The 26,222-nt window shown below is 72.1% G+C and carries 18 protein-coding genes and 1 pseudogene; 9 read left to right on the plus strand and 10 right to left on the minus strand.

The window, feature by feature from the left end:
* Positions 1-74: 74 nt before the first annotated feature.
* From murD to H0E84_RS08580, 3 genes are read right to left on the minus strand one after another with little or no spacing between them, the layout of a single operon-like run.
* Complete coding sequence (gene murD, locus H0E84_RS08570; RefSeq protein ID WP_180678226.1) at positions 75-1,472, minus strand: UDP-N-acetylmuramoyl-L-alanine--D-glutamate ligase; 1,398 nt, start codon at positions 1,470-1,472, stop codon at positions 75-77.
* The gene (locus H0E84_RS20835) at positions 1,453-2,955 is read right to left on the minus strand and encodes a MurL-like N-terminal domain-containing (protein ID WP_180678227.1); all 1,503 of its coding nucleotides are present in this window, start codon (positions 2,953-2,955) and stop codon (positions 1,453-1,455) included. Before H0E84_RS20835 ends, murD begins: the two co-directional genes overlap by 20 nt.
* The gene (locus H0E84_RS08580) at positions 2,952-5,549 is read right to left on the minus strand and encodes a bifunctional aspartate kinase/diaminopimelate decarboxylase (RefSeq protein WP_180678228.1); all 2,598 of its coding nucleotides are present in this window, start codon (positions 5,547-5,549) and stop codon (positions 2,952-2,954) included. The genes H0E84_RS20835 and H0E84_RS08580 overlap by 4 nt, the downstream gene beginning before the upstream one ends.
* A gap of 668 nt (positions 5,550-6,217) precedes the next feature.
* Here H0E84_RS08580 and H0E84_RS08585 point away from each other — a divergent pair.
* Positions 6,218-7,096, plus strand: a complete 879-nt coding sequence (locus H0E84_RS08585) for a PhzF family phenazine biosynthesis protein (protein ID WP_180678229.1) — start codon at positions 6,218-6,220, stop codon at positions 7,094-7,096.
* A gap of 311 nt (positions 7,097-7,407) precedes the next feature.
* Here the strand turns inward: H0E84_RS08585 and H0E84_RS08590 are convergent, their stop codons facing one another.
* Both H0E84_RS08590 and H0E84_RS08595 read right to left on the minus strand, forming a co-directional pair.
* Positions 7,408-9,081 carry an amidohydrolase gene (locus H0E84_RS08590; RefSeq protein ID WP_180678230.1) on the minus strand — a complete coding sequence of 558 codons (1,674 nt, stop codon included), beginning with the start codon at positions 9,079-9,081 and terminating at the stop codon, positions 7,408-7,410.
* Positions 9,082-9,401: 320 nt separating this feature from the next.
* Positions 9,402-10,298 (minus strand): LysR substrate-binding domain-containing protein, encoded by an 897-nt coding sequence (locus H0E84_RS08595; RefSeq protein ID WP_180678231.1) that lies wholly within the window; start codon positions 10,296-10,298, stop codon positions 9,402-9,404.
* Positions 10,299-10,387: 89 nt separating this feature from the next.
* On the opposite strand from H0E84_RS08595, the gene H0E84_RS08600 reads away from it, so the two are divergent.
* Positions 10,388-12,373 (plus strand): TonB-dependent receptor domain-containing protein, encoded by a 1,986-nt coding sequence (locus H0E84_RS08600; protein WP_180678232.1) that lies wholly within the window; start codon positions 10,388-10,390, stop codon positions 12,371-12,373.
* Positions 12,374-12,385: 12 nt separating this feature from the next.
* Here H0E84_RS08600 and H0E84_RS08605 read toward each other — a convergent pair whose 3' ends face one another.
* On the minus strand, positions 12,386-12,820 hold the full coding sequence (locus H0E84_RS08605) for an OsmC family protein (protein ID WP_180678233.1): 435 nt from the start codon (positions 12,818-12,820) through the stop codon (positions 12,386-12,388).
* A 252-nt stretch (positions 12,821-13,072) separates the two neighbouring features.
* Here H0E84_RS08605 and fusA point away from each other — a divergent pair, with 252 nt between their 5' ends.
* The gene (gene fusA, locus H0E84_RS08610) at positions 13,073-15,136 is read left to right on the plus strand and encodes an elongation factor G (RefSeq protein WP_180678234.1); all 2,064 of its coding nucleotides are present in this window, start codon (positions 13,073-13,075) and stop codon (positions 15,134-15,136) included.
* 22 nt (positions 15,137-15,158) lie between these two features.
* Here fusA and H0E84_RS08615 read toward each other — a convergent pair whose 3' ends face one another.
* Together H0E84_RS08615 and H0E84_RS08620 are read right to left on the minus strand one after the other, a co-directional pair.
* The gene (locus H0E84_RS08615) at positions 15,159-17,966 is read right to left on the minus strand and encodes a putative bifunctional diguanylate cyclase/phosphodiesterase (protein ID WP_180678235.1); all 2,808 of its coding nucleotides are present in this window, start codon (positions 17,964-17,966) and stop codon (positions 15,159-15,161) included.
* 4 nt (positions 17,967-17,970) lie between these two features.
* Positions 17,971-18,462, minus strand: coding sequence for a prepilin-type N-terminal cleavage/methylation domain-containing protein (locus H0E84_RS08620; RefSeq protein ID WP_180678236.1), 492 nt, complete (start codon positions 18,460-18,462; stop codon positions 17,971-17,973).
* Between the two features lie 336 nt (positions 18,463-18,798).
* Here H0E84_RS08620 and H0E84_RS08625 point away from each other — a divergent pair, with 336 nt between their 5' ends.
* The 6 genes and pseudogenes from H0E84_RS08625 to H0E84_RS08650 all read left to right on the plus strand — a co-directional run bounded on the left by H0E84_RS08625 (position 18,799) and on the right by H0E84_RS08650 (position 22,545).
* Positions 18,799-19,239, plus strand: coding sequence for a DUF2784 domain-containing protein (locus H0E84_RS08625; protein WP_180678237.1), 441 nt, complete (start codon positions 18,799-18,801; stop codon positions 19,237-19,239).
* Between the two features lie 104 nt (positions 19,240-19,343).
* Positions 19,344-19,733 carry an HU family DNA-binding protein gene (locus H0E84_RS08630; RefSeq protein WP_180678238.1) on the plus strand — a complete coding sequence of 130 codons (390 nt, stop codon included), beginning with the start codon at positions 19,344-19,346 and terminating at the stop codon, positions 19,731-19,733.
* A gap of 135 nt (positions 19,734-19,868) precedes the next feature.
* On the plus strand, positions 19,869-20,504 hold the full coding sequence (locus H0E84_RS08635) for a tellurite resistance TerB family protein (RefSeq protein ID WP_180678239.1): 636 nt from the start codon (positions 19,869-19,871) through the stop codon (positions 20,502-20,504).
* 98 nt (positions 20,505-20,602) lie between these two features.
* Positions 20,603-21,130: pseudogene (locus tag H0E84_RS08640) on the plus strand (M23 family metallopeptidase); the annotation flags it as partial.
* 169 nt (positions 21,131-21,299) lie between these two features.
* On the plus strand, positions 21,300-21,731 hold the full coding sequence (locus H0E84_RS08645; protein ID WP_180678240.1) for a hypothetical protein: 432 nt from the start codon (positions 21,300-21,302) through the stop codon (positions 21,729-21,731).
* Positions 21,732-21,807: 76 nt separating this feature from the next.
* Entirely contained in the window at positions 21,808-22,545 is a 738-nt protein-coding gene (locus tag H0E84_RS08650; RefSeq protein ID WP_180678241.1) for a hypothetical protein, read from the plus strand.
* 78 nt (positions 22,546-22,623) lie between these two features.
* Here H0E84_RS08650 and H0E84_RS08655 read toward each other — a convergent pair whose 3' ends face one another.
* Both H0E84_RS08655 and H0E84_RS08660 read right to left on the minus strand, forming a co-directional pair.
* The gene (locus tag H0E84_RS08655) at positions 22,624-24,858 is read right to left on the minus strand and encodes a DUF5916 domain-containing protein (RefSeq protein ID WP_180678242.1); all 2,235 of its coding nucleotides are present in this window, start codon (positions 24,856-24,858) and stop codon (positions 22,624-22,626) included.
* A 286-nt stretch (positions 24,859-25,144) separates the two neighbouring features.
* Entirely contained in the window at positions 25,145-25,630 is a 486-nt protein-coding gene (locus H0E84_RS08660; RefSeq protein WP_180678243.1) for an SET domain-containing protein, read from the minus strand.
* Between the last annotated feature and the right edge of the window lie 592 nt (positions 25,631-26,222).

Here is a 26,222-nt window from a genome sequence, read left to right on the forward strand (position 1 = left end):
GACTGATGTGCAGCGATGCGCGCGGAGATGACCCGGGACCGGCGCGGGAGGGTGGCCGGTCCCGCCGACCCCGCTCAGGCGATGCCCAGCCCCGGGATCGCCGTGATCCGCTCCGGGTCGAACCCCGCCAGCGCGGCGAAATGGCGCCCCCGCTCGGTGTAGTCGCGGTACGGGCCGAAGCTCGGCGCCCCGGGCGAAAGCAGCACCACGCCTCCCGCCTCGCCCAGCGCGTCTCGCGCGGCGGCGACGGCGGCCGGCAGGTCCGTCGCCGCGCGTAGCGCGAATCCGCCGGCGGCGGCGATGCCGGCAAGCGCGGCGTGGATGCGCGGCCCGCTGCTGCCCATGGTGACCACCGCGCGCGGGGCGGCGGCGCGCATGCGCGCGGCGAACGCGGCCCAGTCCAGGCCGCGGTCGTGCCCGCCGACCAGGATGGCCACCCGGGACGCGGCGAACGCATCCAGCGCGGCGATCGCCGCCTGCGGCGTGGTACTGATCGAATCGTTCACCCAGACCAGGCCGTCGCGATCGCCGAGCGTCTGCAGCCGGTGCGGGAGCGGCACGAACCCAGCCGCGTGCGCCGCCAGCGGCGCGGCGTCCACGCCCAGGGCGTCGATCGCGGCCAGCGCAGCGCAAAGGTTTCGGCGATTGTGCGCCCCTGGCAGCGGCAGCACGGCGGTGTCGAGCACGGCGGCCTCGCCACGGTGCAGCACCTCGCCACGCAGGTGCCAGCCGTCGGGGCGATTGAACCAGCGCACCTCGCTGTGCGGGAGCTCCAGCGCAGCGAGCCGCGCGTCGAGCGCGTCGAGCACGGCGATCCTCGGCCGCGCCTGGGTCAGCAGCGCCAGTTTGTCCTCGACGTAGCGGGTCTCGCCGCCGTGCCAGTCGAGGTGCTCCGGATGGACGTTGGTGACCACGGCCACGTGCGGCGGCACGCCCGCCGCGGCCACGTCGCGTGTCTGGTAGCTCGACAGCTCGATCACCCAGGCTTCGGCCTGCGCTCCCAGCAACTCGAGCATGGGCAGGCCGATGTTCCCGGCCAGCGCCGTGCGCAGGCCGCCGGCGCGCAGCAGGTGCGCGGTCAGCGCGCTGGTCGTGCTCTTGCCCTTGGTGCCGGTGACGCAGAGGGTGCGCGCGTCGGCCCGTTCGGCGAACCACAGCGCCGTCCCACCGACGAAGCGCGTTCCCCCGGCCGCGGCCGCCTGCGCCTCGGTCGAGTAAGGGCTGATCCCGGGAGACTTGATCACCACGTCGAACGCCGACAGCCGTGCGGCTCTGGCTTCCGTCTCGACGGTCAGGTAGGCGTCGCCGAGTGCCCGCACCTGCTCCGCCTCGTCGGGCCGGCAGAACAGCGTCAACGGCATCGATGCGCCATGCGCCGATTCCCGATTCCGCAGCGCGCGCCAGGCCGCCTGGCCTTCGCGGCCCCAGCCCCACAGCGCGACGCGCGAGCCGTCAAGCTCCGAAATGCGCATGCAGGCGTTCCCACAGCGGCGCCGGAATGCGGTGCTCGCCGTCGATACGCAGCAGCGGCTCGAGCGACAGCCCGGCCGGATCGAGCTGCGGGGCGATCTCGCGCGCGAAACGCCGCACGACCGCGTCCTCGCGCCATTCCGGGCGCCGCGCCAGGGCGGCCATCGCTGCGCGCGATTCGCGGCCCTCGCCGACGCATTCGAACGGCTTGTGGTCGCGGTATTCGAGCAGCGCGTCGTAGCCGGGGATCTGCGCGGCATCGTCGAGCAGGTTGCGGCCGAAGATCGCCACCAGCCGCGGCTTGGGCATGAACGGCGCCAGCGCCAGGAACACGAAGTGGCACTTCGGGCAGATCCCGCACCAGCGGTTGACCGGCCGCTCGCCGAGCAGGTGGAAGTTGCGGTTGCAGCTGGAGAAGTGGGCGTCGTAGCGGTCGGTCCCGGCGAACTGCCGCGCCACCGCCAGCTCCGAGAACGGACGCAGCAACGAGTAGTAGTGCAGGGTCCGCCGCGGATCCGACCCGGGATCGGCGGCGGCGTGGCGCTCCAGCCAGGCGCCGAAATCGCGCTCGAACGCCCAGCCCTTGGACCACTGGTGGTTCACCTCGCCGGCGCCTTCGATCAGGCTGCCGTAGCTGGCGGAACGCTCGTTGGAGAACACCACCTGGCCGGCGCCGAGCAGCACCGCGGCGAAGGCGAGGATCGCCGAATTGATCGCGGTCACCGGGATATGGCCGTTCCAGGCGCCCTGGCGGTTGTACTCGAACAGTTCCGGCGCCAGCTGGCGGCCGATGTTCAGGGTGGGCAGTCCGGTGCGCTCGGCGCAGGCGCGGATCAGCTGGGAGCCGCCGATCCAGGTGACGGTCTGCGCCACCCCGGCGGCGCGCAGCGCCTCGATCGACACCAGCGAGTCCTTGCCGCCGCCGATGGCGACGAGCGCGCGTCCACCCGTCCCGATGGGGCCGTGCCCTGCTTCGCCCTCTCCCTCAGGGGCTGGCTCTCCCCGGCCCGCGCTCGCAAGCGCGCGGGGGCTGGGTTCGGAAGCTTTGGCGTCGCTGCGCCCGCTCTCGCTTGCGAGGGAGCGCTGGAGCGAGGACGCGTCCGCGACCGGAAAGCGGATCCGTCCATGCAGGTCCAGCCCGTTGCGGTAGGCGAACTCGCCCAGGCCATGGACGTAGATCTCCTCCAGCAGCGCCGCCGTGTCCGCATCGATGGCGTAGCCGTCGATGCGGATCTCCGCCGGCACCGCGGCCTTGTAGTAGCTCACCCCGGCGACCAGATGCAGCAGCCTCAGCACGCGCGTGGCGGCCGCTGCGCGGTCGCCGTCGACCGCGAACGGCGCGCCTGGCACCGTCACCGTCTCCACCAGCTCCGGGCCGTCGTCGAAGGCGTAGATCAGCCGCGCCACGCCGCTATCGGCATCGAAATCGCAGCGCACGAAGCGGAACGCGCGGATCGCGTCGCGGGAGAAGCGCCATGCGCTCATGCCAGCACCTCCTCTTCCGGGAGCGCGCGCTGGTTGTAGCGGTTGGCCATGACGAAGCCGTAGGCGCCGGCATCGGCCACCAGCAGCACGTCGCCCTCGGCGGTCGCGGCGGGCAGGCGGCGCTGCTTGCCGAACACGTCGCCGGACTCGCAGATCGGGCCGACCACGTCGAACGCGGCGTCGGCCGCCTCGTCCAGGCGGCTGAGGTTGTGGATGCCGTGGAAGGCGTCGTACAGGGTCGGACGCATCAGCGCGTTCATGCCGGCATCGGCGCCGACGCGGCGGATGCCGCCCTTTTCCACCACCTGGGTGGCGGTCATCAGCAGGACCCCGGACTCGGCCACCAGGAAGCGGCCCGGCTCGATCGCCAGGCGGTAGGCGGGATAGGCGGCCTTCACTTCGGCCAGGCCGGCGCTCCAGGCGTCGAGGTCGAACGGCTCGTCGTCGTCCTGGTAGGGGATCGGCAGGCCGCCGCCGATGTCGATGGTGTCGATGCTGCCGATGCGCTCGGCGATGCCGCCGAGTTCGTCGCAGACCGAGCGCCAGTGCTGCGCGGTCTCCACGCCGCTGCCCAGGTGCGCGTGCAGCCCGGCGATGCGCACGTCGAGCGCGCGCGCGGCGGCGAGGAATTCCTCGATGCGCGCCACCGCCAGCCCGAACTTGGAGGCGAGACCGCCGGTGCGCACCTTCTCGTGGTGGCCCTCGCCGCGGCCGAGGTCCACGCGCAGCCACAGCGCGCGGCCACGGAAGACCTCCGGCCAGCGCTGCAGCGCCTCGACGTTGTCCAGGGTAACGGTGACGCCGAGCGCCAGCGCCGCCTCGTACTCGGCGCGGGGCGCGAAGCTCGGGGTGAACAGCACCTGCCCCGGCTGCAGTCCGTCGACCGCTTCGAATACCAGGTGCAGTTCGGCCAGCGAGACGCACTCCAGGCCGAAGCCCTCCTCGACCAGCGCGCGCAGGATCGCCGGATGCGAATTGGCCTTGATCGCGTAGAAGCGCCTGTCGACCGGGGCGATCGCGGCCAGCGCGCGGGCGCGGGCGCGCACCGTGGGCAGGTGGTAGACGTAACGCGGCGCGCCGGGCGCGGCCAGCGCCAGCAGCCGCGCCCGCTCGCCGCGCCACCAGGGCGTCTCGCGCGGACGCACGGCGCCGGCGATCTCGCGCCAGCGCGGGCCGAACACGTCGACGTTGCCCACCGGCATCGCGCCGCTGGCGATCAGTAGCGCATGCAGCTGCGGCAGCAGGCCTTCGGCATCGGCCTCGTCGATGACGAAGGTGAGGTTGAGATCGTTGGAGGACTGCGAGATCAGGTGCACGCGCTCGCGCCCGAAGGCGGCCCAGATGTCCGAGAGCCGGTGCAGCAGCGAGCGCATGCCGCAGCCGACCAGGGTGACCGCCGCGCAGGGGGCGATCACCTTGACCCGACAGAACCGCGCCAGGTCCTCGGAAAGACGCGCGAGCACGTCGGTGCTGACCAGGTTGTCGCTCGGGTCGAGCGAGACGGTGATGTTGGTCTCGGACGAGCCGATCAGGTCCACCGACAGGCCGTGGGCGCGGAAGCGGTCGAAGACGTCGGCCAGGAAACCGACCTGCTGCCACATGCCCACGGTTTCCATCGACACCAGGACGATGCCGTTGCGGCGGCTGATCGCCTTGACGCCGGGCACTGCGGCGGCGCTGGCGTCGATGCTGGTTCCGGGGAAGTCGGGGCGGGCGGTATCGAGGATCGCCAGCGGGACGCCGGCGTCGCGGCAGGGGCCGAGCGCGCGCGGGTGCAGCACCTTGGCACCGGTGGTGGCGATCTCCTGGGCCTCGGCGTAGTCGAGGCGGGTGAGCAGGCGGGCGTCCGGCACCTCGCGCGGGTTGGCGCTGAACATGCCGGGTACGTCGGTCCAGATCTCCACGCGGCGCGCGCGCAGCAGCGCGCCGAACAGGGCGGCGGAGGTGTCGGAGCCGCCGCGGCCGAGCACCGCGGTGCCGCGGTCGCCGTGGCGGGCGATGAAGCCTTGGGTGAGCAGCAGCCGCGGCGGTTGCGCGGCGAAGCGTGCGCGCCAACCCTCGTCGGCCTCGCGCCGGCAGCTGGCCGATAGGCGCCGAGACCAGTCGCTCTGGTTCGGCAGTTCCACGGCGTCGAGCCAGTCGCGGGCGTCGCACCAGCAGAAGTCGAGGCCCTGGCTGCGCAGGTAAGCGGCGCCGAGGGTCGAGGACAGCAACTCTCCCTGGGCGAGCACCTCGGCCTGCCAGTCGAGCGGTCGGGCGGCGGCGCGGGCGTCCGCGGCGAGCGATCGGAGCGCCGCCGAGCGCTCGTGCAGTACGGCCTCCGGGTCGAGACCGAGTTCGGCGGCGAAGTCGTGGTGACGTCGCACCAGGGTCTCGATCCGCTCCGGCAGATCCTCGACGCCTTCGGTGATCGCCTGGAGCGCATTGGTCGCCCCGGAGAGGGCCGAGACCACCACCAGCACGCGCGCGCCGTGCTGGTCGGCCCGGGCCTTGGCGAGCCTGCCGATGGTGTCCCAGCGGCTTCGCTGCGACACGCTGGTGCCGCCGAACTTGAGGACGATCCAGCGGTGTTCCGGCGAGTCTTGGAGGGTCATCGGCGCGGTTCTGTCCAGGCGCGCCCGGAATGGACGCACGAAGCTGCGCATTGTAGACGCACGCGCGCCAGGCGGCCGCGTCCGTTGCGGTGCTGCATCACCGTCGCCACGGGGCGGCGCCAGTGAATAGCCACGACTGGCGGTTTACTCCTTGGAAGAGCGACTTCGGTCGACCGCGCGGGGCGTGAGCCGCGCCGGGGGTGTTGCTCCGCCCTTCGGTCCGGCCATCCATGGCCGGACTCAGGGCCGCAGACCATCCATGGTCTGCTCTCCGCAAAACCCCCGGCGCGTCTCCCGCTTCTTGACGTCGGTGGGCTTCGGAGAAATCGGCTGCCGGGCATCCGACCGACGTCCAGGCGCGCGTCGCCGTAGAAGCGGCCATGGCCGCGAAGGCCGCGGGAGGTTCCGATCGGGTTGGCGGTGACTCCGGGCGTTGTCAACCACGCCGGCCTTCGCGCGCATGGCGCGCTCCTACAGGGAGCCCCAAGCGCGCTGCTTCCCCGGAACCGGCCCCTCGCCACGGAGTGTTCCGCCCGGGTTGGTGGCAATTGCAGGCATCCAACCGCACCGGCCTTCGCGCGGATGGTGCGCTCCTCTGGAGGCAGTGATCCACGGCAACCTCGATTGGTAAGCTGCGCGATCCCCACCCCCAATGCGATCCGCCCCCCATGACCTCACGCCGCTTCGTGCAGCTCGACGTGTTCGCCGACCGTCCGGGCGCCGGCAATCCGCTCGCGGTCGTGTTCGATGCCGACGGCATGGACGACGACACCATGCAGGCCATCGCGCGCTGGACGCGCCTGCCCGAGACCACCTTCGTGTTCGCGCCGACCACCGCGGAAGCCGATTACCGCATCCGCATGTTCAGCCCGCGCCGCGAGGTGCCGTTCGCCGGACATCCCAGCGTCGGCACCGCGCATGCCCTGCTCGAGGCCGGGCGCATCGCCCCCCACGATGGTCTGGTGCATCAGGAAGGCGTCGCCGGGGTGCTGCCGCTGCGCGTCGCCCGCGACGGCGCGGCGCGCACGATCGCAGTGCGCACCCCCCGCGCGCGGGTGCTAGAAACCAGCAGCCGCGGAGATCCGCGCCTGCGCCACGTCCTCGACGGACTGCTGCCGGGACGGCTGCCGCCCGCGCTGATGGACGGCGGGCGGCGCTGGTGGCTGGCGGAGCTGGCCGACGAGTCGACCCTGCGCGGCGCGACCCCGGACTGGGACGCGATCGGCCTGCTCGCCGAGTCCACCGAGAGCATGGGGTTGTGCGTCTTCGCGCGTGCCGACGAGGGCGGCGCCCACGATCTCGCGGTGCGCGCCTGGGTCGGCGCGCCCGCGCGCTTCGAGGACGCCGCCTCGGGCGCAGCCAACGCCACCCTCGCCGCCTGGCTGGCCGCGCGCGATGCGCTGCCCGGCAGCGGCGGGCGCTACCGCGCCAGCCAGGGCCGCGAGGTCGGCTACGACGCCACCCTGGAACTGCAGGTCGACGCCGACGGCGAAATCTGGTCGGGCGGACACGCGGTCAGCGTGGTGCACGGCGAGATCGACTGGTAGGCCGTCAGCGGATCCGCCGCATCCGCAGGAGCGACGCGCGCGGCAACCCCCGCGATCACCGCGTGCCCGACCGGAACCTCCCACGACCTCGGCCACGGGGCCGTTCCTACGAGCGCCGTGCGCACACATTCTCCGTAGGAGCGCGTTCTCTGTAGGAGCGCGCCATGCGCGCGAAGGCCGGCGCGGGGGACAGCCCCCGGTATTGCCGCCACCCCCACCGGAGCCTCCCGCGGCCTTCGCGGCCATGGGCCGCTCCTACCGAAGCCCTAGCATCGTTGGCTACCGCTACGCCGCGTGCAGCGACGCCCGCGCTACTCGGCTTCGTAGACCGCGACGCCGTCCACCCAGGTGGAGAGGATCCTCACCTCATCCAGTTCCGCGGCAGGGAGCGCCAGCGGATCGGCGGCCAGCACCACGAAATCGGCGCGCAGGCCCGGAACGAGGCGACCGACCGCGTCCTCGGCGCGGCCCGCGTGCGCGGCAGCGGCGGTGAAGCCGTGCAGGGCCTCGGCGGCACTGAGCTTCTGGTCGGCCAGCCAGCCGCCGGGCGGGCGCCCGTCGCGGTCCTGGCGGGTCACGGCCGCGTACAGGCCCAGACGCGGGTCGACCGACTCGACCGGGAAGTCCGAGCCCAGCGCCAGCGGCACGCCGGCATCCAGGAACCGCCGCCAGGCGTAGGCGCCGGCCAGGCGGTCCGCACCGACGCGGTCTTCCGCCCACGGCATGTCGGAGGTGGCGTGGGTCGGCTGCATCGAGGCGATCAGGCCGAGCGCGGCGAAGCGCGGGATGTCCGCAGGCGCCACCACCTGGGCGTGTTCGACGCGCCAGCGATGATCGCCGTCGGCCCGATCGTCCAGGGCCTCGGCATAGGTATCCAGGACGATGCGGTTGCCGCGGTCGCCGATCGCGTGGGTGGCCACCTGCACGTCGCAGTCGCGCGCCTTGCGTACCGCCGCGGCGAGGGCGTCCGGCTCGGTGAGCAGCAGGCCGTCGTTGCCGGGCTCGTCGCTGTACTCCTCCAGCAGTGCCGCGCCGCGGCTGCCGAGCGCGCCGTCCATGTACAGCTTCACCCCTTCCATACGCAGCCGCCCCTGCGGGTGCCGGTACAGGCCGCCCGTGCACAGATCGTCCAGCGCGCGGCCATCGCCGTCGGCGTAGGCGGAGATGCGCAGCGGCAGGCGGCCGGCATCGGCGAAGCGCCGGAACAGGGCGAGCTCCTCGCGGGAGACGCCCATGTCGTGCACGCCGGTCAGGCCGTTGCGCACCGCCGCCGCCAGCGCGCGCTCCAGCGCTTCCTCGGCGCTAGCGCCGCCGCCGGGCGGGATCGCGGCTTCCACCAGCGCCATCGCCGCGTCGACGAAGACGCCGGTCGGCTCGTCGCCCTCGCGGACGATGCGGCCGCCGTCCAGCTGCCAGTCGCCGCGCAGTTCGCGGGCGCCCTCTTGCGCGGCGGCGGCGCGCAGCGCGGCGCTGTTGGCCCAGCCGGCGTGGCCGTCCACGCGGTCCAGCCACACCGGCCGATCCGGGAACGCCGCGTCCAGGTCGGCCGCGGTCGGGAACGCCTTGTCCGGCCACAGGTTCTGGTCCCAGCCGCGACCGAGCAGCCAGGCGCCCTCCGGCAGGTCCGCGGCATAGGCCTGCAGCCGCTCGATCACCTCGTCCTTGCTGCGTGCGCCGGCCAGGTCGGCGCTGAGCAGGGCCTGGCCGAGATTCATCAGGTGCGCGTGCGCGTCGATCAGGCCGGGCACGACCACCGCATCGCCGAGGTCCAGCACCTCGGCGTCGGGGTACTCGCCGCGCAGCGCATCGGCGCGCCCGACCGCCAGGATCCGCCCGCCGCCGTCCCAGACCATCGCATCCGCCGGCGCCGTCGCGGGGTCGGCGCTGTGGATCCGTGCAGCGGTCAGCAGGCGTTCGCCCGCGGCATGTGCGGTCGCCGCGGCGAAGCAGACGACGAGGACGAAGGCGGCAAGGGTGCGGCGCATGCGGGTTTCCCGTGTCCGAAAGCGGCCACTATGCCGGCCGGCAGCGATACCGGCAATCGCGGGCCGGCGCGGCCCGGACGCGGCTCAACCGACATCCATGCCGGCACCCGCCGCGCGACGCGCGGGCGCGGCAGCCCGAGCAGTGCCCGCGCGGCCTGCATCGCGTACTCGCCGAGCGGGGGGTGGATCGGGCCGCCGGCCTGCCGGATGCAGATCGGGCGCATGCACTGCGATCCCGCTCGACTCCAGCATGCCGCGCCAGACGTTCCACTCCCAGCCTGCCCCGCCGGCGCCGTGCAGCAGCAGCGTCGAGCAGGGCCTCAGCGCCGCATCCCCGCCGTGAGCGCCAGCAGCCGGTCGGCGAGCCGGCACACCGGCGCCCGCGACTCGCCGGGCGCGGTCGCGAGGAAATGCCCGGCGACGTTGCCGATCGACGGGCCGGCGATGCGCACGAGCCGGCCGTCGGCGAGCGCGTCCTCGACCAGCGGCGAGCGAAGCAGGGCGACCCCCAGCCCGGCGCGCGCGGCCGCCAGCACCAGGTCGTAGTCCTCGAAGCGGCGGTCCGACGCCTTGGCCCGGAACTCGGTTCCCGCCGCGCGCAGCCAAGTGCGCCATTGGCCGGTGTCCGAGTCGTGCAGCAGCGGCACGCCCGCGATCCTGCCGGCGCCGGCGGCGAGCCCCGACTCGGCGGCGAAACCGGGCGAAGCCACCGGGAACAGCGTCTCGCCGAACAGCAGGCGGCTGTCGACCCCGCGCCAGCGTCCGCGGCCGTAGCGGATCGCCAGGTCGCTCTGTCCGGCGCGCAGGTCGGCGACGCGATGCTCGATCTGCAGTTCGATCCGGCACAGCGGCGGCGCGCCCTGCAGTTCGCGCAGCCGCGGCATCAGCCAGAGCCGGGCGAACGACGGCACCACGCTCAAGCGCACCACGGGCAGGTCGCGGCGCGGGCGCCAGCGGTCGGCCGAATCCCGGATCGAGGCCAGCGCCTGCTCCACCTGCGCGACGAAGCGCTGCCCGGCGGGGGTGATGCGCACGCCGCGGCCGTGGCGCTCGAACAGCGGCGTTCCCAGCCAGTGCTCCACCGCGTGCACGCGGCGGCTCACCGCCCCATGCGTGAGCCCGAGCATCTCCGCGGCGGCCGTGAAGGATCCGGAGCGCCGGGCGGCGATCACGGCGGCCAGCGCCTCGATCGGCGGAAGGGTCTCCGGGCTGTGCATATGGCGCACAGCTGAGCATCGACCGGTGCGCTATGTCAACGGATCCCGAGCCGCCAACATCGTCGCCTTCCCCCCTCCCCGAAGACCGCATGAGCAACTGCAAGGCAATGCCCACCACCACCCGCGGATCCGCCATCAGACGAACAGCGGGCATCTTCGCGCTGAGCGGCGCACTAGCAGGCACCGCCACGCTTGCGCCCGCCCGCGCGCAGGACGATGTGATCTCCGAGGCCGACGACGCATTCGGCAGCCGCATCGGCGTCGAGAGCATCGGCCTGTACTCCGAATCCCTGGTGCGCGGATTCAATCTGCAGCAGGCCGGCAACTACCGGATCGGCGGCGCCTATTTCGTCCGCGCCGCCGCTCCTCCGGACACGATCGTCGCCGGGTCGCAGATCAGGGTCGGGCCGAGCGCGCTGGCGCTCGATTTTCCCGCCCCGTCCGGGGTCGTCGAGTACCGGCTGCTGGACGACGCGCGCGAGCGCCGGAGCCTGGAACTGGGCTTCCAGCACCTGCTCGACGCCAACCCCCGGCCCTATGCGCGCGCCTTCTTCACTCGGCGCAGCCGCGACGGGCGCGCCAGCCTCTCCGGCGGCGCGTTGGGGTCTCCAAGCGCGCGCTACTACTATGGCAACGAGGCGCGCTACGGCGGCCTGGGCCTGGTGCCGCGCATGGCGCTGGGCGAACGCTGGCAGGCCACGGCCTTCCACGGCAGCTATCGCCAGCGATACCAGGCCGATGTCGGTTACCAGGCCGCCGGCGCGCATCCGCTGCCGCGGATCGACCGGTCGCGCTATCCGGGCCAGGACTGGTCGCGCTACGACACGCGCAACACCACCACCGGTGCGATCCTGACCACGCAGCCCCGCGCCGGCGCCTGGGACATGTCGCTGTCGGCGATCGATTCGCGGGTCGATCGCCCGCGCTCGGACTTCAACCTGTTCAGGGAGGTCGATGCGGACGGCGGCGCCACTGCCACGACGATCGTCGCTCACGACCGGCGCCTGCGCGCGCGCGCCTACGAGGCGAGCGCGCGGCGCGACTGGAGCCGCGATCAGCGCCGCGACGAACTGGTGGTGACCCTGCGGGGCCGACGCTCGCACTATCACGGCCCGCGGGTGCGCACGGTCGTCCTGGGCCACACCTCGTTGTCCGGTCCGCCCCCGCGGATGGCGGATCCGGGCGATTGGGGGGGCGAGGCCGGCAGCACCGCCGCCATCGGCCAGGAGGAAGCAGGCATCGGCTGGCATCACCTGCGCGCCAGCGGAATGGCGGCCAACCTCGGCCTGCGCCGCGTGCGCCTGGACGAGTCCTCGCTCGCGGCCGACGGCGCGCGCACCTCGCGATCTTCATCTCAATGGCTCTACAACGCCGCGGTGGTGCTGCCCCTGGCCGAGCGGTTGACGGCGTTCGCTTCCACCACCCGCGCGATCGAGGAGGCCGGCGCCGCCCCCGAGCACGCGCGCAACCGCTTCCAGATCCTGCCCCCGGCGCTGGCGCGGCAGGTCGAGGTGGGCACGAAATGGCAGGCCGCCGGGGGACTGGCGGTGATCGGAGCCCTGTTCGAGATCAGCAAGCCGGAACCAGGGTTCGACGCCGACGGAACCTACCGCCTGCTCACCGAGGTGCGCCATCGCGGCGCCGAGCTCTCGGTCGCGGGCGACATCGGCGGCGGGCTGAACGTGGTCGCCGGCCTGAGCTGGCTGCAACCGCGGCTGCGCGGAGAACTGGTCGATGCCGGGACCACGGGCCGGCGTCCGGTGGGCCGGTCGTCGCGGCTGGCCCTGGCCAGCTTCCGCTACCAGCCGCCCGGCTGGGACGGTTTCTCGGTGGATGCCGATGCCGCCCACCACGGCGAGGCGCCCGCCGACCCGTTCGGGCGCACGCGCGTTCCCGCCCGCACCATCGTCAATGCCGGTGCGCGCTATCGGCACGTGGCCGGAGGCGTGCCGGTGCTGTGGAGGCTGCGGATCTACAACGCCACCGACCGCTTCGCCTGGTCGGCCGGCAGCAGCGGGATCCAGACCTGGGAACCGGGCCGCAGGATCATGCTCAGCATGACCCTGGGCGAATGACCCGGCGGAAGCTCAGCCCTCGAGCTCGGCGTCGAGCTCGATGGGCACCGCCGACAGCGCCTTGGACACCGGGCAGTTCTGCTTGGCGTCGTCGGCGATGGCGCGGAAGCCCGACGCGTCGATGCCGGGCACCTTCGCCCGGGTCTTCAGCCGGATCGCGGTCATCGTCGGACCGCCCTCCATCGACAGGTCGACCTCGGCGCTGGTCTCGATCGACTCGGGCGGGTGGCCGGCCTCGGTGAGCTTGGCCGACAGCGCCATGCTGAAGCAGCCGGCGTGCGCCGCGGCGATCAGTTCCTCGGGGTTGGTGCCCTTCTCGTCGCCGAAGCGGCTGTTGAAGCCGTAGCGGGTGCCGTCCATCAGCCCGCTCTGCGGGGTGCTGATGCTGCCCCGGCCGGACTTGAGGTCGCCTTCCCAGCGTGCGGTGGCCTTGCGCGAAATGCCCATCGTGTTCTCCATCGAATCGTTCGGCTGCGTTGTCGGGACCCGGCGGCGCCGGAACCGTCCACAGGCAGGATATCGGCCCGGGCGTTAGGCCCGCGTCTGGTTTGCTGCGATGCAACGGGACGCTGCGTTCGGGCAGGCGTTACTGTGCCTTCCCGCCATGACCGCCCGCCGAGCGCCGCTCGGACGGCAGCGCTCCCCCCGCGGACAGCCATGACGGCCACTTCCAGACCCCAGCCAGGGAGGAACGGCCACATGCCCTACTCGACACCGCAGATCCGCAACATCGCCCTCGCGGGCCACCCGGGCGCCGGCAAAACAACCCTGTTCGAAGCCCTGCTGCATGCCGGCGGCGCCGTCCAGACGGCAGGCACCATCGAACGCGGCAATACCGTCTCCGACCACGACCCGCTGGAGAAGGCGCGCGGCCACTCCATCGACGCCGCCATCGCCAGCGTCGACCACGCCGCGGCCCACGGCCGGTCCGTGCACATCAACCTGATCGACACCCCCGGCTACCCCGACTTCCGTGGCCCGACCCTCTCGGCGCTGGCCGCGGTCGAGACCGTTGCGGTCGTCGTCGACGCCGTGGCCGGGGCCGGGTACGGCACCCGCAGGCTGATGGAGCGCGCCGCCGGGCGCGGGCTGTGCCGCGCGATCGTGGTCAACAGGATCGATGCCGAGGGCGCGGACTGCGCCCGGGTACTGACCGAGCTGCGCGAGGAGTTCGGCCCGGAGGTGCTGCCGCTCAACCTGCCGGCCGCGGGCGCCACCGCGGTGATCGACTGCTTCGGCCGCGACGGCGGCGAAAGCGACCTCGGCGCGGTGGCAGACTGGCACCAGCGGATCCTCGACCAGGTGGTGGAGATCGACGAGACGGTGATGGGCCGCTACCTCGACAAGGGCGAACAGGCGCTGTCGGGCGACGAGCTGCACGACGCCTTCGAACAGTGCCTGCGCGAGGGCCATCTGGTCCCGGTCTGCTTCGTCTCGGCGCGCACCGGCACCGGCGTGAAGGAATTGCTCGACGCCGCCGCGAAGCTGTTCCCGCACCCCGGGGAGGCCAATCCGCCGCAGTTCCTCAAGGGCAGCGGCGCCGACGCCGCACCGCTCACCCTGTCGCCCGACCCGGACGCGCACGTGGTCGCCGACGTGTTCCGCATCGTCCACGACCCATTCGTCGGCAAGCTCGGCATCTTCCGCGTCTACCAGGGCACGGTGCGCAGGGACACCCAGCTGTTCGTCGACGACGGCCGCAAGCCGTTCAAGGTCGGCCATCTGTTCCGCGTGCACGGCAAGGACCACGTCGAAATCGAGCATGCGGTGCCGGGCGACATCGCCGCGGTGGCCAAGGTGGAAGAGCTTCATTTCGACGCCGTGCTGCACGACAGCCACGACGAGGACCACATCCACCTGGCGCCGCTGGAGTTCCCGCGGCCGATGTTCGGCCTGGCCATCGAGGCCGGCAGCCGCGGCCAGGAGCAGAAGCTGGCGAACGCCCTGCACAAGATGGCCGAGGAGGATCCCTGCTTCCAGGTCGAGCACGAGGTCGAGACCAACGAGACCGTGGTCCACGGGCTGTCCGACCTGCACCTGCGCATTCACCTGGAGCGCCTGCGCGAGCGCCACGGCATCGAGGTCGAGACCCGGCCGCCGCGCATCGCCTATCGCGAGACCGTCGGCGCCGCGGCCGAGGGCCATCATCGACACAAGAAGCAGACCGGCGGCGCCGGGCAGTTCGGCGAGGTGTTCCTGCGCGTCGAGCCGCTGCCGCGCGGGGCCGGGTTCGAGTTCGCCGACGCGGTCAAGGGCGGGGTGATTCCCGGGTCGCTGATTCCGGCGGTCGAGAAGGGGGTGCGCGAGGTGCTGCGCAGCGGCGCGGTGGCCGGATACCCGATGCAGGACCTGCGGGTGACCGTGCACGACGGCAAGCATCACCCGGTCGACAGCAAGGAGGTGGCCTTCGTCGCCGCCGGCCGCAAAGCGTTCCTCGACGCGGTGGCCAAGGCCAGGCCGCAGGTGCTCGAGCCGATCGTCGACCTGGAGGTGCATGCGCCGGAGGCGCACATGGGCGACGTCAGCGGCGGGCTGGCCAGCAAGCGCGCGCGCATCAACGGCACCGACGCCGCCAGGGACGGCGAGATCCTGGTCAAGGCGCAGGTGCCGCTGTCGGAACTGGAAGGCTACGCCGCCGAGCTGAAGGCGGTGACCGCCGGCCGCGGCCGCTACGCGATCGATTTCAGCCACTACGAGCCGGTGCCGCCTCAGGTGCAGCAGAAGCTGACGGAAGGCTGGCGCCCGCGCCAGGAGGAAGACTGAGCGCCGGCTCGGGGCGCACCGCTCAGGTATCGGCGCCGGTGCCGGTCGTTGCGACAGGCTCGGGCGCGCCCGCCGGGGTCACGATCCCGCCGTTGAGGAGGATCCCGGTGATGCCGTTGGCCGTCAGCGGCCGGGCGTACACGTAGCCCTGGATCACGTGGCAACCCCACGCGCCCAGCATGCGTACTTGTTCCATCGATTCCAGCCCTTCCGCCACCACGCCCTTGCCCAGGTCGCGGGCGATGGCGATGATCGAGCGCACCACGGCCTCGACCGCGGCGTCGCCGTCCTGCAGGTCGACGACGAAGGCGCGGTCGATCTTGAGCGTATCGCTGGGCAGGCGCGTCAGGTACGCCAGCGACGAGTAGCCGGTGCCGAAGTCGTCGATCGCCACCTTCACCCCGAGCTCGCGGACCGACTGCAGCTGCGCCATCCCGGAATCGCTGTCCAGCACCAGCATGGTCTCGGTGACTTCCAGCTCCAGGCGTCCCGGGGCGATGCCGTTGGCGGCGATCGCCTCGCTCACGTAGCCGCGCAGGCGCCCGGAGCGCAGCTGGTGGCCGGAGATGTTGACGCCCATCACCCCGAGTTCGAAGCCCATGCGCTGCCATTCGGCCAACTGCCGGCAGGCCTTGTCGAGCACCAGCTTCCCCAGCGGCTCGATCAGCCCGCATTCCTCGGCCAGCCCGATGAACTCGTCGGGAGGGACGACGCCGCGGGTCGGGTGCATCCAGCGCGCCAGCGCCTCGACGCCGATGATGCGGTCGTCGCGGCTGTCCACGCGGGGCTGGTAGTGCAGTTCGATCTGCCCCTCCTGGATGGCCGCGCGCAGTTCGTTCTCCATCTGCACGCGCTCTTCCGCGCGCTGGTTCATCTCGGCCTCGAAGAACGCCGTTCGCGCACCGCCGGTCTGCTTGGCGCGGTACATCGCCACGTCGGCGTTGCGCACCAGGGTGCCGGCCTCGACGCCGTCGCGCGGAAAGAACGCCGCGCCGGCGCTGAAGCGCTGGTGGAACTCGCGATGCCCGGCCACGATCGGCCGCGCGAACGCCTCGTCCATGCGCGCCATCGCCGCGGTCACCAGTTCCGGCCGCGAGGCGCCGCGGAGGATGACGAAGAACTCGTCGCCGCCGAACCGGCCCACGAAGTCGCCCGGCGCCAGGCTGGCGCGGATGCGCTCGCCGCTCTGCACCAGGATGTCGTCGCCCAGCGCGTGGCCCAGGCCGTCGTTGATCGCCTTGAAGCGGTCGAGGTCGACGAAGGCCACGGCGAAGGCGCGCGCGGACGGGCGCGCCTCCTCGATGGCGGCAGCGAGCGCCTCGAAGGTGGCCAGGCGGTTCGGCAGTCCGGTGAGCAGATCGTGCCGGGCCTGATAGAGCAGCAGGTCCTGGTGCTTGGCGAACGCGGCCGCCACGGCGATCCGTTCGGCCAGGTCGTGCACCTGCCCCTGGAGCGTTTCCGCCGGCTGCGCATTGCCCTCGCGCCCGAGCAGCAGCCAGACGCGGGTTTCGCCCTCGCCGCCGAGCGCGATCGCCCAGGCGTGCGACTCGGCCGGGCCCGGGCCCGCATCGCCGTCCCGCGGCAACGCCGGCCCGAGCTCGCCGCTGCTCAACACCACGCCTCCGGCCCCCTCCCTCGGGGACATGCGCTGCAGCACCGGCGGCACCGCTGGCAGCGGCGCCACCGAGGTGCGGCCGGCGCCGCGCCCGCGCGCGTGGCATTCGGCGGGACGGCCGTCCTCGGGCCATGCCAGCACCACGCAGACGCCGGCGCCCCCCGCGACTTCCACGACCCTGTCGAGCACCAGCTCGATCACCTCCTCGAGGGGCACCCGCGCCAGGATCAGATGATCGATCTGCGACAGGACCCGCAGCGTATCGAGCTGCTGGGTGATGCGGGCGCGCATCTCGTCGAAGGTGTCGGACAGCAGTCCGAACTCGTCCCCGACCGTGGCCCGGATGCGCTCGCCACCGCCGCCGAAGGCGCGGATCCTGCCCAGCAGGACTTCCAGCGGCCCCACCACGCGCCGGATCTGCAGCGAACTGAGCAGCATCGCCAGCAGCAGGATGCCCACCATCACCGGCGCCACGAAGCGCGAAAAGTGCGCCAGCGCGTCCGACGCTTCCGTTGTCGCGGTGAAAATCCAGGAGGGCGCGCCGAAGTGCGGCTTGATGAACATGTTCCATTCGGTCTCGATCCGGCGCGCCCCGTCGCCGCCCGGTTCGCGCTCGCCCCCGCAGAACAGCCACGCACCGTCCTCGACCTGCACGCAGATGCGCACCGCGTTGCCGATCTCCTCGGGATTGCCCCACAGGTACGCGCGGTCCAGCCGCCCGGCGATCACGTTGCCCCGTCCGTTGCCCGGGAAGCGCCTGAGCAGGACCACATCGTGGGCACGGTTGGCCACCGCCGGCGCTACCACCATCAACTCGGAGCGCGGAGGGATCCCTGAAGCGCGCAAACGCTCGGCGAATCCGCCCGACCGAAGCGGGGCGCTGCCGTCGGGCGCATCGGCCACCATCACGTCGCTGAAGAACATCGACAGCATCTCGCCGTCCGCCCCCTCCAGCAGCGCCTCCGGATCGGCCGCGGCCAGCGCCTGGCGCGCGGTATGCAGGCGCTGGAAGACACCCAGCGCGTAGCTCTTGTTGGCCTCGTGCAGGCCCCTCGTCGCGGCGGCCTCCGCGTCCTCGGAGGCGGCACGCCAGGTCATCCAGAACACGGCGATCGCCGGCATCAGCGCGGCGAGGCAGAACATCAGGAAAATGCGACGGCCGAAGCGCGTGGCCAGGAAGACGCGCTTCATCCGCGGGCCGGACAGCGGCTGCATGGGCTCAGAATTTCTCCGCCACGTCGATGAAGGAGCCGTCGCGCGCGCGGATCACGTCGTCGAGACTGTCCTTGTGACTGACCTGATTGTGGAATACGCCGTCCTTGCCGGCGCTGAAGAGATCGAAATCCGAGTTCAGCGGATTGAACTTCTTGTCCTTGCGCGCCTTGCCCTTGCCGCCGGGACCGGTCACGTCGGCGTAGTGGTAGGGATTCTTCCACGGGTCCAGATACCCCCCGCGGCCGACGTCGGCCAGCGATCCCGGCAGCTTGCCATGGTCGTTGCGATAGCGCTGGATGTCGATGGAGATCACCGAGATGTCGGCCTTGGCCGTCGCCACCCTGGAGCGCTCGGCATAGTCGGAGAACTGGCTCATGGCCAGCATCGAGATCACCGCCGCGATCGCCACTGCGAACACCAGCTCCAGCAGCGTAAACCCCTCCGCCTGGCGGCGCGTCCGGACGCCGCGACGATGGATGTTCCGGGATCTGCTCATCTGCTCCCATCCCCCCCAGCGGTGAATGGCGGCCCATTCTTCACCAGTCCCGGGGAAACGACCGTGAATGCTTCCCCGGTAGCGGCGGCCGTCCTGGGAACTGTAGGCCCCGGCCACAGGGTTGCGCGATCGCCGGACTGCGCCAGTCGGCGATAATGCGTCGATGGCGCTCCCGCCCTGCCCCCGCCGTCCGCCCCGCCCGGTCATGCCCTTCGCCGCCCTCAGTCTCCGCCGCAGGCGCGCTACGCCTGTGGGCACCGTCGCCCCCGACGCACCGGCACGGCGCGACACGGGCCGTTCGCCTCGAGAACGACCGCCGCGGGCGCGGAGCGCAGCATGAGCCCCATGCTCGCCGGGTGGCTGGCCGACGCGATCCTGGCCGCGCACGTGGCCATCGTCGCCTTCGTGGTCGCCGGCGCGCTGGGGATCCTCGTCGGAGGCCCGCTCGGCTGGCGCTGGGTGCGCCATCGCGGATTCCGGATCGCGCACCTGGCGCTCATGGTGCTGATCGCCGCGCAGGCCTGGCTGGGGCGCCTGTGTCCGCTGACCGTCTGGGAGCAGGCGCTGCGAAACCGTGCCGGACAGGCCACTTACGACGCTTCCTTCATCCAGCACTGGCTCTCGCGGCTGATCTTTTTCGAGGCGCCGTGGTGGATCTTCGTGGCCGCCTACAGCGCGTTCGCGGTCCTGCTCGCCGCGTGCTGGTGGCGCTGGCCGCCGCGCCCGCGACGCGCTGGCACGAATGATGCGGATCGCCCGAAAGCGAAAAAACCCTAGTTTTTTTGCGTTTTCCTATTGGCGGCAGCGCGCGCATGCCCTACATTCCGTCTGCCGGGCGATGCCCGGTCATTCCTACAATCATCCATCACGGAACAGGAAACATGGCGAAGAAAGCGAAAAAGGCGGCCAAGAAAGCCGCTGCCCCGAAAAAGGCGGCTGCCAAGCCGACCGCCCAGAAGCCGATCAAGGAGTCCCTCAGCAAGTCCGGCCTGGTGGCCCACATTGCCGACACCTCCGGCGTCGCCGCCAAGGACGTGCGCGCCGTGATGGCCGCGCTGGAAGGCACCATCGCCGCTTCGGTCAACAAGAAGGGCGCCGGCACCTTCACCCTGCCGGGCGTGCTGAAGATCAGCGCCGTCAAGGTCGCCGCCAAGCCGAAGCGCAAGGGCATCAACCCGTTCACCAAGGAAGAGCAGTGGTTCGCCGCCAAGCCGGCCTCGGTGAAGGTCAAGGTGCGCCCGCTGAAGAAGCTCAAGGACGCCGCCGCCTGATCGCGGCGAGCCCCGGCGCGCGCGCGCTCCGGGCATGATCGAAAGGGCCGGTCCGCTCCGCAGGAGCGCCCGGCCTTTTCTTTGGGCCCTCCGCCCCGCCTCGCGGGGCACGATCACCCCCTTCCGGACTCGACGATGCAACTCCAGGGATTTCTCGACCATCTGCTCAAATCGAACCTGCCCGGCGCCTCCAGCGGCGACCGCAAGGGCGTGCTCGAATCCGATTTCGGCAAGGGCGCGATCAGCGGCGGCATGCTCGGGCTGCTGCTCGGCCGCAACCGCACCACCCGCAAGCTGGCCACCTACGGCGGCCTGGCGGCGATCGGCGTGATGGCCTATCGCGCCTACGGCGACTACCAGCGGCAGCAGCAGACCTCCGCGCCGGAACCGCAGACCGTGGACCGGCTGCCGCCGCCGCAGGCCGAGGTACACAGCGAAGCGATCCTCAAGGCGCTGGTGGCCGCGGCCAAGGCCGATGGCCACATCGACGCGCGCGAACGCGAGACCATCGAGGGCGAGTTCCGCCGCCTCGCCGGCGACGCCGACCTGCAGCGGTGGATGCATGCCGAGCTCGAGAAGCCGCTGGACCCGGCCGAGGTCGCGCGCGCCGGCGCGACGCCCGAGATCGCCTCGGAGATGTACCTCGCCAGCCTGATGGTGGCGGACGAGCAGAACTACATGGAGCGCGCCTACCTCGACGAGCTGGCTCGCCAGCTCGGGCTCGACGAGACCCTGAAGGCCGGGCTGGAACAGCAGCTGCACGCCAGCTGAAGGCCTGCGCCGCGACGATCGGTTCACCGCCGGGCCGCTAGCCTCGACGCGTGGCCGGCACGCCGACAGCATCCAAGCGCGACTACCGCTCCGCAGCCATGCGCCTGGCGATCTGGGCGCTGTTGCTGGTCGCCGTCGCGTACGCTGGCGCCTGGGCGTGGCGGCAACCCTTCATGGAGCGGGTACGGATGGGTTGGACGCTGTCGCGGATGCCGCCGCCGGCGTCGCTGGCGATGCCGGTTCGCGACGTGTCGGCGGCACGCGTGGCCGACACCTTCGGCGACCCGCGCGGCGCCGACCGCCGGCACGAGGGCGTCGACATCTTCGCGCCGCGCGGCACCGCGGTGCTGAGCGCCACCCCCGGCATCGTCGCCGCGGTGCGCGAAGGCGGGCTGGGCGGCCGCCAGGTGTGGGTTCTGGGACCGGCCCGCGAACGCCACTACTACGCCCATCTCGACGACTGGGCGCCGGGCCTGGCGCCGGGGGACGTGGTCTGGCCCGGCAGCGCGCTCGGCGCCGTGGGCGATACCGGCAACGCGCGCGGCACGCCGCCGCATCTGCACTACGGAGTCTACGGAGCCGGCGGCGCATACGATCCGCTGCCGCTGCTGATGGCCGCGGCCGCCGAGGCGGAGGCCCTGGAGGACGGCGCATCCGGCAGCGATCGAACCGCGCACTCCCGCGCCGGGGCCAGCCGCGAGGTTCTCCAGGCACGGGAGGTCGGCATCGACCCGCCCCGGGCGCGGCGCTAGCATGTGGGCGGGGCGCGCGCGGGCGCGCTGCGCGGAGCGGCACATGGACAAGCGTTTCTGGGTCTGCGGGTTCGTGGTGGCGATGGCCGCACTGCTGCTCGGCTTCCTGGTCCATGGCGTGCTGCTGCGTGCGGACTACCTGGCCCACGCCTCGCTCTACCGCAGCCAGACCGAAGCCAACGCGCGCTTCGGCTGGATCGTGGCGGCCTACCTGCTGATCGGCTTCTCGATGACGTGGCTGTACCGGCGCCTGCACGACACCGACGAGGTGGAGCTCGGGACCGGCCTGCGTTTCGGCATCGCGGTCGCGCTATTGTCGTTCGTGCCGTGGCACCTGCTGGCTTACGTAGGCCAGCCGCTGCCGCTGTCGCTGATGCTGCGCCAGGTCGCCTTCGACCTCGTCGCCATGGCATCGCTGGGCATGCTGCTGGCGTGGCTGCGGCCCGGGCGCAAGGCGCTGACCCTGCCGGACTGAAGCGGGGCGGCGACCGCGGGTTCACGGCGCATGGGTAGGATTCGCCATGCCCTTCCGCCCGCTCCGGTCCACGCCCATGCGCCGCATCCGCCCGACGATCGCCATCGCCCTGATCCACGCGCTGCTGCTGGCTGCCTGCGGCGGCGCGGATCGCGGGACGACCGACGACCAGCCGACGGCCGCCGGGCAGGAGCCTCTGCCGGCACCGGCGGGGCCGGCGGGCGCAGTCACCGGAATGCCCGAGGGCGCCGGCCCAGGCGCGGCCGTGGTCGGCGGCCCGCCGCCCGCGCCCGAGATCCCGCCGCTCTATCCGGCCGACGGCGATGGCGGCCTGCCGCCGCTCGAGGACAACCCGGAGGCCGGCCTGGTCGGGCACGACCCCACCGCCACGCCGGCCCCCGTATCCGAGGCACCGGGAACGGAACCCGCGCAAGGACCGGAGCCGGGCGCGGCGGGCGCGGTCGCGGTGATTCGCGATTACTACGCGGCGCTCGCCGCTCGCGACTACCCGCGCGCCTATGCCCTGTGGTCGGACGGCGGCCGCAGCAGCGGGCAGACCCCGGAGCAGTTCGCCGATGCTTTCGCATCCACCGCGGAGTTGGCCGTGCAGGTCGGCGACGCCGGCCCGGTAGAAGGTGCGGCGGGCTCGCGCTACGTCGAGATCCCCGTCAGCGTGACCGCGCGCGGCGGCGACGGCGCCGCGATCCGCCAGGTGGGCGCCTACACGCTGCGCCGGGCCGTGGTGGACGGCGCCAGCGCGGAACAGCGGGCCTGGCGCATCGCCTCCGCGCAGCTGCGCGAGCTGCAGCCGTGAACCGGCGCCCGCCGCGGTGCAACCGTTGCCGGAGCGCGATGGCCGGCAATGGCGCCGACGCATCGGCCGCTACCGCGCTCACCGCTCGAAGCGGTAGCTCAACTTGACCAGCAGCTGCTCGTCGTCGCGCAGCCCGAGCGCGTCGCCCAGCATGCCGCCGAGGTCGTCCCCCGCCTGCGCCAGCTGGTCGTAGCCGCCGCGGGCATACACCACGTACAGGTGCGACAGCGGCGCCAGCTCGTAGCGGTAGCGCACCTGGAACCCCAGCGTGCGGACGCTGAAATCGTCGACCGGCTCGGCGGTGGCGATGGCCCGGCCGCCCTCGACCCGGTAGGCCTGGCGCAGCCGCGCATCGAGCGCCAGCGCCTGCAGCTTCACCCGCAGTTCCTGGCGCTCGGCCATGGTCCAGTTGATCCCGGCTTCCAGTTGCAGGCTGCGGTGGGAGAAGCTGCCCACCAGATTGTCGCGCTGCCAGACCAGCCAGTCGGGCCGGCGCAGGATCGACAGGCCGGCGAGCAGGTTGAGGTGGTCGCTGACGTGGAAGGTGGGCACGTACTCCAGAAAATGGCCGAGGCGGCGGTTTCCCGACAGGCCGCCGCCGAACACCTCGGCCTCGACCTCGTGCGCCCAAGCGCCCCGGCGCGGCCGCGAGAATTCGTAGTAGGCGCTTGTGCGCGGCGGCACCCGCAGCGAGCCGTGGCCGCGGGTCAGCAGGTCGTCGACGCCGGCACTGTTGATGTTGACCTGGGCGTATTCCTCGCTGCCGTTGCGCAGGGTGCTGCTGCGGGAGATGCGCAACTGCTCGGAGAGGCCTTCGCCGCTGTCGCTGCGCGTGGCCGAGACGCGCCAGCGCCAGTCGTGCGCCGAATAGCGCGATGCGGCCGGCAGCGAGGCCAGGCGCCGCGAGACCTGCCAGTGCGCATAGTTGAGGTCGTTGCGCGAGAGATAGCCGAAATCGTTGATCTGCAGGTCGTCGGAGAAATGCATGGCCATCCACTGCTGGCGCCAGCCGCGCTCCATCTCGTAGTCGGCATAGGAGGTCGCGCCGGCGCCGCGGGTGGTCGCGCCGTCCTGGTCGACGCGGCTGCCCAGCAGGCGGGTGCGGACGCTGAGCCGATCGGTGGGCCGCCAGTCCTGGTCCACGCCCAGCACCGTGGCCTCGCGGTCCAGGAACGGGCGCTCCACCCGGGTCAGCATCAACCCGAGGTTCTGCCGCTCCAGGTCGTGGGTGAGCCGCAGCGCGCCGAACCTGCGCCCCGCGGCACCGGCCTCGTCGGCCAGGAACAGCCCGTACCGCGACGCGCCGGCATTGCCGTTGAGCTTCAGCGCCGCGGTGATGTCGCCGGCGCCGGAGCCGTCGTCGGCCGGGCCGCCGACGCGGCGCGTGTACAGCAATTGGCTGTAGTCGGAGGGAGTGGTGAACTCGAACAGCCCCTGGTTCTCGGTGAAGAACGGACGCTTGTCGCTGACGAAGGTCTCGGTGGCGCTGAAGTTCACCACCAGGTCGTCGCTCTCAACCTGGCCGAAGTCGGGATTGACGGTGGCGGTCAGCTGGAACTGCCCGTTAGGCTTCCAGAACAGGTCGGCGCCGCCCTCGAAGTTGCCGCGACCGTCGACGTTGTCGTAGAGGCCGGAGACATAGGGCGTGATCGCCAGCAGCGACTGGCTGTGGCGGGGCACCTCGAGCGGGGCGAACTCGGTGAGGAACCGCGGCCGCTGGAAGCTGGCCGCCGGCCAGGCGACGCGCTCGCCGCTGGCGCCGACCACCCGGTCCAGGTACACGTGCAGGGTGCGGGTGTCGCCGTCGCCGCCGCGCATCGGCGCTAGGTGCCAGGGCACCAGGATCTCGACCGACCAGCCTTCGGCGTCCTCGCTGACGGCGGTTCGCCAGCTGCCGTCCCAGTCGCTGTTGAAGCTGCTGCCGTCGGTGATCACGGCGTCGTAGACGTCGCCGGTGGCGCTGACGGTGAAGGCGTAGCCGGTGCGGCCGCCGCCGTCGAAGTCGACCATCAGGTTGACGCGGTCGACCTGTGCCTGGAAATCGCGCGGCAGCCGCTCGCGCGAGCGCGGCACGCTCGGTGGCTGGAGGTTGCGGAACGCCACCGCGAGACCTTCGGGAGTGGCGAGGATCCAGGCCTCGGTAGGATGCGAGGCGGGCTCGCCGTTGAGCGGCTGGACCTTGCGGAAGTCGGTGACGCGATGCGCACCGTCCCACTCGAGCGGGTCGACGCGTCCGTCGATCTCGACCGCCGCGGCCGGCAGGCCTACTGCGGAAAACGCCAGGAACGCGGCGGCGGCGTGCGCGAATCGCATCGGGAATCGAGGTCCTTCGGGGAGGCGTCGGCGCCGGAGGGATGCACGCTACCCGCGATGCCGCGCCGATCCGACTGGCATTGGTCATGGCAACCTTTTCGCGCCGTCGCGCAACGGGGCGCGTCCGGCAGGCGGGCACGGCCGCGGCGCCCTTGGAACACTGGCGTCGCTCCTTGCCGACTCCGCCTGAACCCACGACCCTCGACCCGCGATCATCGACTCCCGGACCGACATCGCCGCGGCCCAGCCGGCGGCAGGGTCGCGGACGGAGCTCGGGGCGCGGCGGTCAGCGCTTGGGTTGCAGCATGGTCCCGGTGCAGGTCTTCGCGCCGCAGCGGCAGCCCCAGAGCTTCTTGAGCTTCGGAGTGTGCCGCTCGTCCAGGGTGATGCCGTAGTTGTAGGTGAGCTCCTCGCCGGCGGCGATGTCGCGGACGGCCTCGATGAACACCTTGTCCTTGTGGGGGCGGCTCTTGTCGTCCTCTTCGATCACGGCCTCGCAGTTGGGTGCGCAGCTGTGGTTGATCCAGCGGGCGACGTTGCCGTCGACGTTGGCGTCGATGACGTAGTCGTCGTTGAGGGTGAACAGGAAGGTATGGCCGTCCTCGTCGATGTCGCCGTATTCGGCATCGACCTCGTCGTGGGTGCGCAGCTTGCCCTTGTAGCGGATCACCCGCTCGCCCTTGGCGATCGCGTCGGTGGCGAAGACGCCGTTGCCGTGGATCGGCGAGAGGCGAGCCTCGATCTTCTTCTTTCCCTTCTTGTGCTTGGGCATCGTGTACGGCGGTCTGCGGACGGAGCCGGCATTGTGGTGCAAGCGCCGGTGATTCGCCAATGCGGCTTTCGGGTAACGCACCATCGTCGCGGCGCCGGTCGGTTCCCGCGCCAGGCAGTCCCATCCGTCGTGGTGATCCATCACCGTCGCCACGGGGCGGCGACAGTCAATCGCGGTGCCTGGCAGATGGCTCCTTGGAAGAGCGCCTTCGGTCGACCGCGCGGGGCGGGAGCCGCGCCGGGGTGTTGCTCCGCCCTTCGGTCCGGCCGCGCCAGGCAGCCCCATCCGTTGCGGGGATCTTTCACCGTCGCCACGGGGCCGGGCCAACGACTAGCCGCCTCTGGCAGGTGGTTCCTTGGAAGAGCGCCTTCGGTTGCTGCGCGGGGCGGGAGTCGCGCCGGGGGTGTTGCTCCGCCCTTCGGTCCGGCCGCGCCAGGCAGCCCCATCCGTTGCGGGGATCTTTCGCCGTCGCCACGGGGCCGGGCCAATGACTAGCCGCCTCTGGCAGGTGGCTCCTTGGAAGAGCGCCTTCGGTTGCTGCGCGGGGCGGGAGCCGCGCCGGGGGTGTTGCTCCGCCCTTCGGTCCGGCCAT

Origin of the sequence: Luteimonas salinisoli (genome assembly GCF_013425525.1) — a bacterium.
In the GTDB taxonomy this organism is placed as follows: Bacteria; Pseudomonadota; Gammaproteobacteria; order Xanthomonadales; family Xanthomonadaceae; genus Luteimonas; species Luteimonas salinisoli.

Excerpts from the sequence above, each read along its gene's own strand:
- murD (WP_180678226.1), bottom strand. The coding sequence starts at position 1,472 with ATGCGCATTTCGGAGCTTGACGGCTCGCGCGTCGCGCTGTGGGGCTGG.
- H0E84_RS20835 (WP_180678227.1), bottom strand. The coding sequence starts at position 2,955 with ATGAGCGCATGGCGCTTCTCCCGCGACGCGATCCGCGCGTTCCGCTTC.
- H0E84_RS08580 (WP_180678228.1), bottom strand. The coding sequence starts at position 5,549 with ATGACCCTCCAAGACTCGCCGGAACACCGCTGGATCGTCCTCAAGTTC.
- H0E84_RS08585 (WP_180678229.1), top strand. The coding sequence starts at position 6,218 with ATGACCTCACGCCGCTTCGTGCAGCTCGACGTGTTCGCCGACCGTCCG.
- H0E84_RS08590 (WP_180678230.1), bottom strand. The coding sequence starts at position 9,081 with ATGCGCCGCACCCTTGCCGCCTTCGTCCTCGTCGTCTGCTTCGCCGCG.
- H0E84_RS08595 (WP_180678231.1), bottom strand. The coding sequence starts at position 10,298 with ATGCACAGCCCGGAGACCCTTCCGCCGATCGAGGCGCTGGCCGCCGTG.
- H0E84_RS08600 (WP_180678232.1), top strand. The coding sequence starts at position 10,388 with ATGAGCAACTGCAAGGCAATGCCCACCACCACCCGCGGATCCGCCATC.
- H0E84_RS08605 (WP_180678233.1), bottom strand. The coding sequence starts at position 12,820 with ATGGGCATTTCGCGCAAGGCCACCGCACGCTGGGAAGGCGACCTCAAG.
- fusA (WP_180678234.1), top strand. The coding sequence starts at position 13,073 with ATGCCCTACTCGACACCGCAGATCCGCAACATCGCCCTCGCGGGCCAC.
- H0E84_RS08615 (WP_180678235.1), bottom strand. The coding sequence starts at position 17,966 with ATGCAGCCGCTGTCCGGCCCGCGGATGAAGCGCGTCTTCCTGGCCACG.
- H0E84_RS08620 (WP_180678236.1), bottom strand. The coding sequence starts at position 18,462 with ATGAGCAGATCCCGGAACATCCATCGTCGCGGCGTCCGGACGCGCCGC.
- H0E84_RS08625 (WP_180678237.1), top strand. The coding sequence starts at position 18,799 with ATGAGCCCCATGCTCGCCGGGTGGCTGGCCGACGCGATCCTGGCCGCG.
- H0E84_RS08630 (WP_180678238.1), top strand. The coding sequence starts at position 19,344 with ATGGCGAAGAAAGCGAAAAAGGCGGCCAAGAAAGCCGCTGCCCCGAAA.
- H0E84_RS08635 (WP_180678239.1), top strand. The coding sequence starts at position 19,869 with ATGCAACTCCAGGGATTTCTCGACCATCTGCTCAAATCGAACCTGCCC.
- H0E84_RS08645 (WP_180678240.1), top strand. The coding sequence starts at position 21,300 with ATGGACAAGCGTTTCTGGGTCTGCGGGTTCGTGGTGGCGATGGCCGCA.
- H0E84_RS08650 (WP_180678241.1), top strand. The coding sequence starts at position 21,808 with ATGCGCCGCATCCGCCCGACGATCGCCATCGCCCTGATCCACGCGCTG.
- H0E84_RS08655 (WP_180678242.1), bottom strand. The coding sequence starts at position 24,858 with ATGCGATTCGCGCACGCCGCCGCCGCGTTCCTGGCGTTTTCCGCAGTA.
- H0E84_RS08660 (WP_180678243.1), bottom strand. The coding sequence starts at position 25,630 with ATGCCCAAGCACAAGAAGGGAAAGAAGAAGATCGAGGCTCGCCTCTCG.